Raw genomic sequence first — 13522 nt, 5'->3', positions numbered from 1 at the left:
GTCCGCTTCCGCAGGGGGACCGTTCAGGGGACGGGAGGCCGTCCCCGGGGCGTGTCCCGGACGCCCCTTGTCGAACACCAATGCGCCACCGTCACAGCGGCGCCTCCCACACCACGCATGTCCCGCGCCCCTCCTCTCCCAGCCCGGGGCCGCAGGAGCTGGAGCCGCCCAGCGACTCCGCCCGTTTGGCGAGGTTCCGCAGCCCGCTCCGCCGACCGCCCTCCGGGATGCCGATCCCGTCGTCCGCCACCGTGAGCCGGACCGCCTCGCGGCCGTCCGGCAGCCGGACCGTCGCGTCGACGACCACCTCGATGCGCGTCGCCCGGGCATGCCGGAAGGCGTTGGACAGGGCCTCCCGCAGCGCTGCGATCAGATTCTTCCCCGTGCCCTCGCCCACCTTGGCGTCCACCGGGCCGACGAAGTTCACGGACGGCTGGAAGCCCAGCGGCACGGCGGCCGTGCCGATCTCCCGGAGGACGCGGGTCCGCAGCCCGGCGGGCGCTTCGGCCGGCCCCTGCTGCAGGGCGAAGATCGCCGTCCGGATCTCCTGGATGGTCACGTCCAGTTCGTCGACCGCCTGGGCAACCGTCGTCCGCACGTCCGGCACCACGGCCTTGCGCTGCGCGGTCTCCAGCAGCAGGCCCGTCGCGAACAGCCGCTGGATGACCAGGTCGTGCAGGTCACGGGCGATCCGGTCGCGGTCCTCGTAGACCGCGAGCCGCTCCCGGTCGCGCTGCGCCTCGGCCAGGACGAGCGCGAGCGCGGCCTGTGCGGCGAACTGCGTGGCGAGCGTGCGCTCGGTGGCCGTGTACGTCCGCGCGCCCCTGCGGCGCGGGATGGCCAGGGTGCCCAGCACCCGTCCGCCGCTCTTGAGCGGCAGCAGCATGCTCGGGCCGAAGCGCGGGGCCACCTCCGTGATCATGCGCGGGTCGGTGGCGGAGTCGTCGATGAACACCGGCTCGCCCGCGAGGAGCTGGGACGCCACGGGACTATGCGGCGGCATCACCGTCCCCAGCAGCCCCGCCGGATCGTCGGCGGAGACGACCACTATCTCCAGCCCGCCCTCGCCGTCCGGCAGCAGCACGATGCCCGCGTCGGCCTCCGCGAGCCGGCGTGCCTGCTCGGCGACGACGGCGAGTGCGTCCTCGGCGTCGCCGCCCGAGAGCAGTGCGGTGGTGACGGCCACCGAGCCGTCGATCCACCGCATGCGCTGGCGGCCCTCCTCGTACACGCGCGCGTTCCCGATCGCGATGCCTGCCTCGGTCGCGAGGATCTTCACCATGTGGAGGTCCGCGACGCCGAACTCACCGCCGCCGCGCTTCCCTGCCAGGTAGAGATTGCCGAAGATCTCGCCTTCGACGCGGATCGGGACGCCCAGGACCTCGCCCGTCGTGCCGGCCGTAACGGGCCGGCCGGGACGGCGCAGCAGGGCGTCCAGGACACCCCGGCCGGCGGCCGGTTCGCCGGTGCGACCGTCCGGTTCACCGGGAAGGCCGTAGGTGACGAAGTCGGCGAGGCCCTCGCCGGACGGGTCGGCGGCGTCGGTGACGGCGATGGCGGCGTAGCGGGCGTCGGCGAGCTCGGCGGCGGTCTCGGCGATGCGGTCGAGGGTGGAGTGCAGCTCCAGCCCGGTGCCGACCGACCGCATGGCCTCCAGCAGCTGCGGCACCCGCCCGGTCAGTTCGGTGGACATGCCCTGGAGGCTGCGGGTGGCCTCCGTCGCGACGGCCAGCGGGTCCAGCGGCCCGTACGGCGTGGTCGTCGGACGCGGGGGACCGGTGGGCTCTTCCGTGGCGGGCATACCCAGAGCCTAATAAGTACCTTTTGCCAGGGAAAGCGGCGGATGCACCATGCCGCTCTCCATCTCTTCCCGTTCCCGCATCAACCGGAACGTTCCGTCCGCCTCGGCCAGTTCCCCGTACGTACCTCGCTGCACGATCCGGCCGCCGTCGAGGACGATCACCTCGTCGACCGCCTCCAGCCCTGCCAGCCGGTGCGTGATCAGCACGGTCGTCCGACCTTCCGTGGCCGCCAGCAGGTCCGCGGTGAGCGCGTCCGCGGTCACCAGGTCCAGGTGTTCGGCGGGCTCGTCCAGCACCAGCACCGGGAAGTCCGCCAGCAGGGCGCGGGCCAGCGCCAGCCGCTGCCGCTGACCGCCCGACAGTCGGGCACCGTGCTCGCCGACCGGTGTGTCGAGCCCCCGCGGCAAGGAGTCGACCCAGTCCAGCAGACGGGCCTCCGCCAGCGCCTCGCGCAGTCGCGCGTCGCTCGCGCCGGGGCGCGCGAGCCGCAGGTTCTCGCGCAGGGAGCTGTCGAAGATGTGCGCGTCCTGCGCGCACAACCCCACCAGCCGCCGCACCGCGTCACCGTCCGTCCGGGACGCGTCCCGGCCCCCGACGACGTACGTGCCGGCCTCGACGTCCAGGAAGCGCAGCAGCACCTGGGCAAGGGTCGTCTTGCCCGCCCCGGACCGGCCGACGACGGCGACCCTGCGCCCCGGCGTCAACTCCAGGTTGACATTCCGCAGGGCGGGCTCCGCGCGGCCCGGGTAGCGGGCGGACACCCCGGACAGCCGCAGCGGGAACGGGGTCGGCGGCGCGGGCTCCGTGCCGTCCCGCACGGGCTCCGGGGCGTCCAGCACCTCGTACACCCGCTCCGCGGAGCGGCGCACGCGCTGGCGGTGCTGCACCGCGAGCGGAAGCCCGGTCACCGCCTCGAACGCGGCCATCGGCAGCAGGACGACGACGGCCAGCCAGATCCCGCCGAGGCGTCCCGCGGACACGGCGGCCGCTCCGGCCCACGCCGTCCCCGCCACGGTCAGGCCGCAGGCCAGGGCCGACAGGCCGGAACCGAGCGCGGTGGCGGACGAGGCCCGGCGGGCGATGCCGGTGAGGGCGGCGTCCACCCGGCGCAGCCGCTCCAGCCGGGCGGGCAGGGCGCCCGCGACCGTCAGTTCGGCCGTGCCGGACAGCAGGCCGACCACATGATCGGACAACTCACCTCGCACGGGCGCCAGCTGACGCTCGGCACGCCGTGCGACGGCCGCCGACAGTACGGGCACGGCGACGCCCGCGGTCAGCAGCCCGGCGGCGAGCACCGCGCCGGCCTCCGGCAGCAGCCAGGCGGTGAAGCCCACGGAGGCGGCCCCCACGACGACGGCCGCCCCGAGCGGCAGCAGCCAGCGCAGGAAGTAATCCTGGAGCGCGTCCACATCACCGACCAGTCGTGACAGCAGATCGCCGCGGCGGACGTCCCGCAGCCCCGCGGGGGCCAGCCGCTCCAGCCGCCGGTACACGGAGACCCGCAGTCCGGCCAGGGCCCGCAGCACCGCGTCGTGCGAGACGAGACGTTCGGCGTAGCGGAAGACGGAACGGCCGATGCCGAAGGTGCGCGTCGCGGTGACGGCGACCATCAGGTAGAGGACGGGCGGCTGTTGGGAGGCGCGGGAGATCAGCCAGCCGGAGACCGCCATCAGACCGGTCGCGCTGCCGAGCGCGAGGCTGCCGAGGAGGAGGGCGAGCCAGAAGCGGCCGCGCCAGGGACGGCCTTCGGCGCGGACACGGGCGAGGGGCGCCGCTTGCGCGGGCCTTCCGGTCTCCTCCCGGGGGCCGGCGGGGGCGGTCTCCCGAGGCACTGCACCGGTGATCACCGCCTCCCCACGACGCCGGCTCTCCGGGTCCCCGCCGTGCCGGGCGTCCGCTGCTCCGGGTCGGACGGTTGCGTGCCGCTCCGGGTCCCGGTCCGGGTCCCGCTCCGCGTGCCGCTCCAGCCGGACCACCCGGTCCGCCACCGCCAGGAGCGCCGGCCGGTGCACCACCAGCAGCACCGTCCGGCCCTCGGCGAGGCGGCGGACGGCCTCCACCACGGCGGCCTCCGTCTCGCCGTCCAGGTTCGCGGTCGGCTCGTCGAGCAGCAGGACCGGCCGGTCGGCGAGGAACGCCCGGGCCAGCGCGAGGCGTTGGCGCTGCCCGGCGGAGAGCCCGGCGCCGTCCTCGCCGAGGCGAGTGTCAGTGCCGTGGTGCAACATGGAGACGAAGTCGAGGGCACCGGCGGCACGGAGTGCTTCGCGCACCTGTGCCTCGGTGGCGTCCGGCCGTGCCAGCCGGACGTTCTCGGCGACCGTGCCGGCGAAGAGATGGGGCCGTTGCGGGACCCAGGCCACCTGGTCCCGCCAGCTTTCGGGGGAGAGCGATGACAGATCCGTGCCGCCGATCGACACCCGCCCGCTCGTGGGGCGTTCGAAGCCGAGGAGGACGTTCAGCAGGGTCGACTTGCCGACTCCGCTGGGGCCCGTCAGGGCGACCGTCTCCCCGGGCCGCACCTCGAACGAGGTAGCGGCCAGGGAGAGCCGGTCCCGGCCGGGGTGCCGGACCACGAGCCGGTCGACGGAGAGCACCGCGCCACGGGCGTCCGGGGCGGGCCGGGTGCCGGCGGGGGCCGGTGCGGTCTCCAGCACCGCGAAGACCTGGTCGGCGGCGGCCAGTCCTTCCGCCGCCGCGTGGTAGTGGGTGCCCACCTGGCGGAGCGGCAGATACGCCTCCGGCGCCAGGACGAGCACCAGCAGACCGGTGTAGAGGTCGAGTTCTCCGTGGACGAGCCGCATGCCGATGCCCACCGCGACCAGGGCGACCGACAGGGTGGAGAGCAGTTCCAGGGCGAAGGAGGAGAGGAAGGCGATGCGCAGGGTGCGCAGTGTCGCGCGCCGGTAGTCGGAGGTGATGGCGCGGATCGACTCGGCCTGGGCCTTGGCCCGGCCGAAGACCTTGAGCGTGGGCAGCCCGGCGACGACGTCGAGGAAGTGCCCGGAGAGCCGTGACAGCAGGCGCCACTGACGGTCCATCCGGGACTGGGTGACCCAGCCGATGAGAGCCATGAACAGCGGGACGAGGGGGAGGGTGAGGACGATGACCAGGGCCGAGAGCCAGTCGGCGGTCACGATACGGGCGAGGACGGCGACCGGCACCACGGCCGCGAGACCGAGCTGGGGCAGGTACCGGGCGAAGTAGTCGTCCAGCGCGTCGATGCCCCGGGTGGCGAGGGTGGTCAGCTCGCCGGTGTTGACCGCGCCGGGGCCGAGCCGTGCGGCGTGGGCGAGCAGCCGGGTGCGCAACTGGGACTTGACCGCGGCGCCCGCCCGGTGCGCGGCGAGCTCGGTGAGCCAGGCGACCACCGCCCTGCCGACCGCCGTCGCGGCCAGCAGGGCGAGGGGCACGGCCAGGTCACCGGCGGTGCGCCCGTGCCGGAAGGCGCCCGTCACGGTCTCGGCGATGAGCATCGCCTGGCCGATGACGAGGGCGGCTCCGGCCAGTCCGAGGAGCACGGAGGCGGCCAGGAAGAACCGGGTCGCGGACGCGTGGCGGAGCAGCCGGGGGTCGACGGGCTTCATGTGCTGCCGTCCCTCAGTGCGCGGCCGGGAGGTGCTGGGTGCCGATCCGCTTGCGGAAGACCCAGTACGTCCATGCCTGGTAGGCCAGGACCACGGGCGTCATAAAGCCCGCGACCCAGGTCATGATCTTCAACGTGTAGGGGCTGGAGGCCGCGTTGGTGACGGTGAGGCTCCACCGGACATCGGTGGAGGAGGGCATCACGTCCGGGAAGAGGGCGAGGAAGATCATGGCGAAGGCGGCGACGACGGTGATCCCGGACAGGGCGAACGCCCAGCCCTCCCGGCCGAGCCGGTTCATCACCAGCGCGGCCACCAGGGCCGCCACGGCCACGACCAGGGCGGGCAGACTGCGGCCGTTGCCCGACTCGGCCTGGGTCCAGACCAGGAAGCCCACCGCGAGGGCCCCGGCGGCCAGCCCGGACAGACCGGCGAACCTCCGGGCCCGGCGGCGGATGTCGCCGACCGTCTTGAGCGCGGCGAACAGCGCCCCGTGGAAGGTGAAGAGGACGAGCGTGAGGAGGCCGCCCAGCAGGGCGTACGGGCTCAGCAGGTCGAACGGGCCGCCCGTGTAGTTCTTGTCCGGGCCGATCGGCACGCCGCGCACGATGTTGGCGAAGGCGACACCCCAGAGGAAGGCGGGGATCACCGAGCACCAGAAGATCGCGTGTTCCCAGTTGCGCTGCCAGCGCTCACCGGTGCGCTTGTGGCGGTACTCGAAGGCGACGCCGCGCACGATCAGGGCGACCAGGATGGCGAGGAGGGGGAGGTAGAAGCCGCTGAAGAGGGTGGCGTACCAGTCGGGGAAGGCCGCGAAGGTCGCGCCGGCGGCCGTGATCAGCCAGACCTCGTTGGCGTCCCAGACGGGACCGATGGTGTTGATCAGCACACGCCGTTCGGCACGGTCCCTGGCGAGCGCCTTGGTCAGCACACCGATGCCGAAGTCGAACCCTTCGAGGAAGAAGTAGCCGGTCCACAGGACCGCGATCAGCAGGAACCAGAAGTCGTGGAGGTGCATGGTCGGTTCTCCGTTTCCGCCGGCCGCGTCAGTAGGCGAAGGTCATCGGCTTGTCGGCTTCCTCGGCGGCCCCGTCGGCGCCCGTCCCTCCGGAGGGGAACCGCAGCCGGGGGTCCTTGGCCGGGGGCTTCTCGTCCGTGTCCGGCCCGGCCTTGGCGTACTTGGCCAGGAGCTTGACCTCGACCACGGCGAGCACGGCGTACAGCCCGGTGAAGACCAGCAGGGAGGTGAGCACTTCGCCCTGGCCGACGCCCGGCGACACCGCGTCGCCGGTCTTCATGAGCCCGTAGACGGCCCAGGGCTGGCGGCCCATCTCGGTGAAGATCCAGCCGAAGGAGTTGGCGATCAGGGGGAAGCCCATGGTGAGGACGCCGATACGCCAGGACCACTTGGTGAGGAAGGGGCCCATCTCACGGTGCTTGGTGAGCATCAGCTTCGGGATCTCGCCCTCGCCGGGGCGGTGTTCGGGGGCGAGCCAGAATTTCCGGCGCGTGGTCCAGAGGCCGACGAGACCGGCGACGAACGAGGTCATCCCGAAGCCGATCATGAGGCGGAAGCCCCAGAAGGTCATGAAGATGCTGGGGATGTAGTCGTCCGGACTGCCGCCGTAGAGCGCCGCCTCCCGGGCGGCCGTGTCCTTGATGCCGGGCACGGAGTCGGTGAAGTTGTTGTGGGCGAGGAAGGAGAGCAGACCCGGTATTTCGATCTCGACGCTGTTGTGCCCCTTGGACACATCACCGACCGCGAAGACCGAGAACGGCGCCGGTGACTGGGTCTCCCACAGGGCCTCGGCGGCGGCCATCTTCATCGGCTGCTGCTCGAACATGACCTTGCCGAGCTGGTCACCGCTGATCGCGGTGCCCATGCCGGCGATCACCGCGACGACCAGGCCGACGCGGAGCGAGGCGAGCATCGCGGGGAGCTGCTTCCGCTGCTTCTCGCCCAGTTCCTCGCCCTTGAGCTGCTTGCGCTTGGCACGCCACAGGTGGAGGGAGGAGATACCGACGATGAAGGCCGCGCCGGTGAGGAAGGCGGCGGTCAGGGTGTGGAAGACCACGACCAGGGTGGTGTTCTGGGTGAGGACCGCCCAGATGTCGGTGAGCTGGGCCTTTCCGGTCGCCTTGTCGACGGTGTAGCCGACGGGGTGCTGCATCCAGGAGTTGGCGGCCAGGATGAAGTACGAGGAGAGGATCGTGCCGAGGGCGACGATCCAGATGCACGCGCAGTGGATCTTCTTGGGCAGCTTGTCCCAGCCGAAGATCCACAGGCCGATGAAGGTGGACTCGAAGAAGAACGCCAGCAGCGCCTCCATCGCGAGCGGCGCCCCGAAGACGTCACCGACGAAGCGGGAGTAGTCCGACCAGTTCATGCCGAACTGGAACTCCTGCACGATGCCGGTGACCACCCCCATCGCGATGTTGATCAGGAAGAGCTTCCCCCAGAACTTGGTGGCGTGGAAGTACTTCTCCTTGCCCGTACGGACCCAGGCCGTCTCCAGTCCTGCGGTGATCGCCGCCAGGCTGATCGTGAGGGGGACGAAGAGGAAGTGATAGACGGTGGTGATGCCGAACTGCCAGCGCGCCAGCGTCTCCGGCGCCAGAGCCAGGTTCACTCGGTCCCTCCTTGCGTCTTGCGTCACCGGTACCTCGTACCGGTGCTTCACCGGCGGATCCGTCGGCGTTTTGCCCCGCTACGCCCGGATGAAAGGGCGCATAAAGGGCGAGCTTGTGAACGCGTTCACATTCACAAGCAATTATGACGCACCTGCTTTTCGGACAAGTAGGCGGGGTACCCCCTTGGACCCTTGCGGCAGCGGAACCGCGCTCTCCGCCGCCGGTCGCGGGCATACAAAAGCGCCGCGCACCCCTCGTCGAAGAGGTACGCGGCGCCCGGAAGTGCCCGGCGGCCGGGCCGGCTACAGCCCCTTGCGGAACTCCTCGGCCGCCCGCAGGAAGATCGTGTTGGCCTCGGTCTCGCCGATCGTGATCCGCACACCGTCCGGCGCGAACGGCCGCACGATCACGCCCGCGCGCTCACAGGCCGCGGCGAACTCCTCCGTACGCTCACCCAACCGCAGCCAGACGAAGTTCGCCTGTGTGTCCGGCACCGGCCAGCCCTGGCTCACCAGCCCCTCGATCACCCGGGTCCGCTCCGCCACCAGCGCGTCCACCCGTTCCCCCAGCTCCTTCTCGCTGCGCAGCGAGAGGATGGCGGCCTCCTGCGCCACCTGCGTCACACCGAACGGCACCGCGGTCTTCCGCAGCGCCGCGGCGACCGGCTCGTGCGCGATCGCGAAGCCGACCCGGAGTCCTGCCAGCCCGTACGCCTTGGAGAAGGTCCGCAGTACGCAGACGTTCGGCCGGGTCCGGTAGAGGTCGATGCCGTTGGGCACCTCCTCGTTCCGGATGAACTCGATGTACGCCTCGTCCAGCACCACCAGCACATCGGCCGGGACCCGGTCGAGGAACGCTTCCAGCTCCGCCCGGCGCACCACCGTGCCGGTCGGGTTGTTGGGGTTGCAGACGAAAATCAACCGGGTCCGGTCGGTGATCGCGGCGGCCATCGCGTCCAGGTCGTGCGCGTCGTCCTCGGTCAGCGGGACCGGGACCGGAGTGGCCCCCGCGACCTGGACGATGATCGGGTACGCCTCGAAGGAGCGCCAGGGGAAGATGACCTCGTCGCCCGGGCCCGCGGTGGCCTGGACGAGCTGCTGGGCGACGCCCACGGAGCCGGTGCCGGTGGCCAGGTGGGAGATCGGCACGTCGAAGCGGTCCGCGAGCTCGGCCATCAGGCCGGTGCACGCCATGTCCGGGTAGCGGTTGAGCTGCCCGACGGTGGCGACCGCGCGCTCCAGCACACCGGGCAGCGGCGGGTACGGGTTCTCGTTGGAGGACAGCTTGTAGGCGACCGGGCCGTCCTTCGCGGCCGGCCGGCCGGGCTTGTAGGTCGGGACGCCGTCCAGCTCGGGGCGCAGCCTGGGGGTCTTCTCGGTCACCGCGGGTCCTCCTCCGCATCCCGTGCGCATCCGGCCATCCGGGATTCCGCACTCTTCAGCACACGTGGGGGCACGTGGGCACGTGGGGCAACAGGCATCACATGGGGCAACAGACATGCCGCACATCTGCGTCACATCTGCGTCGACGTGAATACTGCACACCTTATGAGGATTGCCCCGGGTGGCGTCCAGAGCCTTGGACGCGCCAGTCCTGTGGGCGCGCGCCGTGGCGGGCGCCCTGGCGCGCGTCCCTCGTGAAGGTGAGTTGAGACCTCTTCGAGACCTGGCACCTTCATCAGACGTAGATATGCCAGGGGCCAACGGTTGACTGTGACCTAGGTCAACGACCTGTATTTCCATGGTCATTGGCAGGTTTCCGGCATGCAGAAACGTACCTGTCAACTCCAAAATATGGCGCCCCGCCCAGGGACCACCCGAGCCCTACTATCGGCTCGCCATGACAGCAGCAGGGAAGCACCAAGTGAGCCGGACGGAGAACGCCCGGCGGGGCACCCGGCAGGGACGGGCGGGCATCCGTGATGTGGCCGCCGCCGCCGGTGTCTCGATCACGACCGTCTCCGACGCGCTCAACGGCAAGGGCCGGCTGCCGGACGCGACCCGCCGCCACGTCCGCGAGGTCGCCGACCGGCTGGGCTACCGGCCCTCCGCCGCGGCCCGCACCCTCCGTACGGGCAAATCGGGCCTGATCGGCCTGACCGTGACCACATACGGGGATGAACCTTTCACCTTCACCGAGTTCGCCTACTTCGCCGAAATGGCCAGAGCCGCCACCTCCGCCGCGCTCGCCCGCGGCTACGCCCTGGTCATCCTGCCCGCGACCTCCCGCCACGACGTCTGGTCCAACGTCGCCCTCGACGGGACCGTGGTGATCGACCCGTCCGACCACGACCCCGTCGTCTCGGAGCTGGTCCGCCAGGGCATCCCCGTGGTATCCGACGGGCGTCCAGCGGGCACGCTGCCCGTCACCGCCTGGGTGGACAACGACCACGAGGCCGCCGTCCTGGGCATCCTCGACCACCTGGCCGCCGCGGGGGCCCGCCGGATCGGACTGCTCACCGGGACGTCCACCGACACCTACACCCGCCTCTCCACCCACGCCTACCTGCACTGGTGCGAGCGGAGCGGTCAGGACCCGGTCTACGAGGAATACCCGGCGCACGACCCGTGCGCCGGTGCGGTGGCAGCCGACCGGCTGCTCGCCCGCCCGGACCGGCCCGACGCGGTGTACGGGCTCTTCGACCCCAACGGCACCGACCTGCTGGCCGCCGCCCGCCGCTACGGCCTGCACGTCCCCGATGACCTGCTGCTCGTGTGCTGCAGCGAGTCCACGGTCTACGCCACCACCGAGCCGCCGATCACCACCCTCTCGCTCAAGCCGCGGCGCATCGGCACGGCCGTGGTGCAGCTCCTCATCGACGCGATCGAGGGGCTGGACCACGGGCGACCGGTGGAACAGGTCATATCCACCGAGCTGATCGTGCGGACCTCGTCCGAGCGGCGCCCGCCACGCGCCACGGTCGGCGCCCCGCGCGGATCCGCCGGCGGCTGACCGCCCCCGGCGCCCGGCACACCGTCCGCACGCGGGCCACCAATACCGCGCCGACGGCGACCGTCAACAGCGCACCCTCTATGGGTCACCACACAAGAGCGCCTCGACCAGAGGGCGCGAAACAGGCAATACCGGGCAAAAGACCGGCGATCCCGGGCTCCCTCCCCGATTGACGGCCCCTGGTGCGTCACAAGCCGCGACGGTCATTCCTATGATGGGCGCACGACACCACGGGCCGCCGCGACCAGGCAGGGTCCACAAGGTGCACTGCGGCGCGACGGTGGAGGGGTCGATGGCTCAGGGGGCCGGACAGGGACCTGCGGTACGGACCACGGAGGCGATGACGCCGTACCCGGGGTACGCCGCTCCCCCTCCCCTGCCCGAACACACCCACCCGCCCCTGTCTGAACACACCCACCCGCCCCTTCCGGCGTACACCCATCCGCTGCCGCCCGCGCACCTCGGCGACGAGGACCACGCGCACCTCGGTGGCTACACACCCACCGCCCGTGACCTGCCGGTCATCGAGCCCCGGCAGCCGCAGCCGTACGGCGAGGCCCCCAGCGACGTGCCGACCGTCGAGCTGACCCCGATCACCGCTCCCCAGAGCCACCCCGTGCCGGGCGGCCCCGGCCCGCTGTACGTCGTCGGCGATGTCCACGGCTACCTCGACGAGCTGTACGCGGCCCTCGCCGAGCAGGGGATCGTCGACGCCCACGGCCACTGGGCGGCCGGCAACACCCGGCTGTGGTTCCTCGGCGACTTCACCGACCGGGGCCCCGACGGCGTCGGCGTCATCGACCTCGTGATGCGGCTCTCCGCCGAGGCCGCGGCGGCCGGCGGCTACTGCAAGGCGCTCATGGGCAACCACGAGCTGCTGCTCATCGGCGCCAAGCGGTTCGGCGACACCCCCGTCAACTCCGGTGCCGGAACGGCCTCCTTCCAGGCCGCCTGGCTGCTCAACGGCGGCCAGCGCACCGACATGGAGCGGCTGGAGGACCACCACCTCCAGTGGATGTCCCGGCTCGACGCGATGGCCGAGGAGGACGGGCACCTGCTCGTCCACTCCGACACCACCGCGTACCTGGAGTACGGCGACTCGATCGAGGCCGTCAACGACGCGGTGACCGAGGCGCTCCAGCGCAACGATCCCGACGAGTGCTGGGACCTCTTCCGGAAGTTCACCAAGCGCTTCGCCTTCCGCGACGAGTCGGGCTCCCTCGCCGCCCGCGAACTGCTGGAGACGTACGGCGGCAGCCGCGTGGTACACGGCCACAGCCCCATCCCCTACCTCCTCGGGGAGGTACCGGGGGAGGACGCCGAAGGGGAGGAGAGCGCTCCGGTCGTGGAGGGTCCGCACCTGTATGCGGAAGGGCTGGCCCTCGCCATGGACGGTGGTGTCACGATGGCCGGAAAGCTGCTGGTGGTCCAACTGCCACTGACCGGCTGAGGATTATCCGACCGGATCATGGGCAGGTTGGGAGTCCCACCACCGCGGGGGAATTCGCGAAACGCACTGTCACCCCGCGCCGGTGCGGCTCTACCATCGGCTTATCCGTAGCAGGCTCTCCTCCGTTTCCGCCCCATGCAGGCGCCGCCCGCGCCAAGGGCCCTACGGAGCATCGGGGGATGCACATGAACAGCGCTCCGCACCTGCCGGCCGAGGACCGTCCGGAATTCGAGCGGGTCCTGGACCTGGCACTGCGCTCGGTGGACCGGGACCCGGAGATCAGCGCCCTGATCGCCGCGGAAGGACAGCGGCTCGACACCGAGCGGCTGCGTGCTTCTGCCGTCCTGGCCATGGACGCCATTTCCGCCCGTGCCCTGACGGAGTACCGGATATTCGTCAGAGCGCGCGAAGAACTGCGCGACCGTTCCGCCGCGGTCCGTTCCCAGCCCGTGGGCGCCGGCCGGGGCCGTCGCGACAGCGAAGGGCCCGACGGCCGGGAGCCCGGCACGGGGCCCGTCGCGGCCTCCGAGGGGGCGGGAGCGGGCGCGGTGCTCACCGTGCTGGCCCCGGTCCTCGCGGGAATAGCCGCGTTCCTCTTCCTCCTCATCGGCTACGCCCTGAAGGCGGTCGGGACCAACGGCTCGGTGTCCCGGCCGATGGTGACCGCGGGCTGGTGGTTCGCCGGTCTGACCGCCGCGGGCGCGCTGGTCGCCATGGGCGCACTGTTGCTCACGGCGTTGCGCAACGGCCGCCCGGGCGCCCCGGGGCAGGGAGCGTCCGGCGGCTCGCTCGCCCGGCTCACCGCGGAGACGGACCGCGCCCGGGACGCCTGGCGCGAGGCCCTGCTGCGCCGCGGCATCCTGCCCTTCCTGCGCGAGACGCTGGCGAACGCGCCCGCGGAGCCCGACTCCTCGTACGTCCCCGGACGGCGGGAGGGCCACGGTCACACCCCGCACCTCGGCTTCTCCAGCCCGGGGTTCTCCAGTCACGAGGAGCGGCCGAGCCCGCACACCCGGCCCAGCTTCACAAGCCCGGACTACACGGGTCCGGAGTTCGGCGGGTCGGACCGGCGGAGCGAGTGAGACCACCGGGGCATCAGGGGTACG

At 71.8% G+C, this 13522-nt stretch carries 8 protein-coding genes; 3 read left to right on the top strand and 5 right to left on the bottom strand.

Annotation, left to right across the window (positions count from 1 at the left end):
• Positions 1–91: 91 nt before the first annotated feature.
• From HN013_RS08745 to hisC, 5 genes are all read right to left on the bottom strand, one after another.
• Complete coding sequence (locus HN013_RS08745) at positions 92–1801, bottom strand: GAF domain-containing sensor histidine kinase (RefSeq protein WP_398978899.1); 1710 nt, start codon at positions 1799–1801, stop codon at positions 92–94.
• A gap of 9 nt (positions 1802–1810) precedes the next feature.
• On the bottom strand, positions 1811–5386 hold the full coding sequence (gene cydD / locus HN013_RS08740; protein WP_171164813.1) for a thiol reductant ABC exporter subunit CydD: 3576 nt from the start codon (positions 5384–5386) through the stop codon (positions 1811–1813).
• A gap of 13 nt (positions 5387–5399) precedes the next feature.
• On the bottom strand, positions 5400–6401 hold the full coding sequence (gene cydB, locus HN013_RS08735; protein WP_171164811.1) for a cytochrome d ubiquinol oxidase subunit II: 1002 nt from the start codon (positions 6399–6401) through the stop codon (positions 5400–5402).
• Positions 6402–6429: 28 nt separating this feature from the next.
• Positions 6430–8013: a cytochrome ubiquinol oxidase subunit I gene (locus tag HN013_RS08730; RefSeq protein ID WP_171164809.1), complete on the bottom strand. Its 1584-nt coding sequence runs from the start codon at positions 8011–8013 to the stop codon at positions 6430–6432.
• 303 nt (positions 8014–8316) lie between these two features.
• Positions 8317–9396 (bottom strand): histidinol-phosphate transaminase, encoded by a 1080-nt coding sequence (hisC, locus tag HN013_RS08725; protein ID WP_171164807.1) that lies wholly within the window; start codon positions 9394–9396, stop codon positions 8317–8319.
• Positions 9397–9853: 457 nt separating this feature from the next.
• Here hisC and HN013_RS08720 point away from each other — a divergent pair, with 457 nt between their 5' ends.
• From HN013_RS08720 to HN013_RS08710, 3 genes are all read left to right on the top strand, one after another.
• Entirely contained in the window at positions 9854–10966 is a 1113-nt protein-coding gene (locus tag HN013_RS08720) for a LacI family DNA-binding transcriptional regulator (protein ID WP_171164805.1), read from the top strand.
• Positions 10967–11258: 292 nt separating this feature from the next.
• Entirely contained in the window at positions 11259–12416 is a 1158-nt protein-coding gene (locus HN013_RS08715; RefSeq protein ID WP_171164803.1) for a metallophosphoesterase, read from the top strand.
• Positions 12417–12595: 179 nt separating this feature from the next.
• Positions 12596–13498, top strand: a complete 903-nt coding sequence (locus tag HN013_RS08710; protein ID WP_171164801.1) for a hypothetical protein — start codon at positions 12596–12598, stop codon at positions 13496–13498.
• The last annotated feature ends 24 nt before the right edge of the window (positions 13499–13522 follow it).

The organism is Streptomyces sp. I05A-00742 (assembly GCF_013055795.1).
GTDB lineage: Bacteria > Actinomycetota > Actinomycetes > Streptomycetales > Streptomycetaceae > Streptomyces.
The sequence above is the reverse complement of the archived record's forward strand: the minus strand, read 5'-3'. Positions and strand labels throughout refer to the sequence as shown.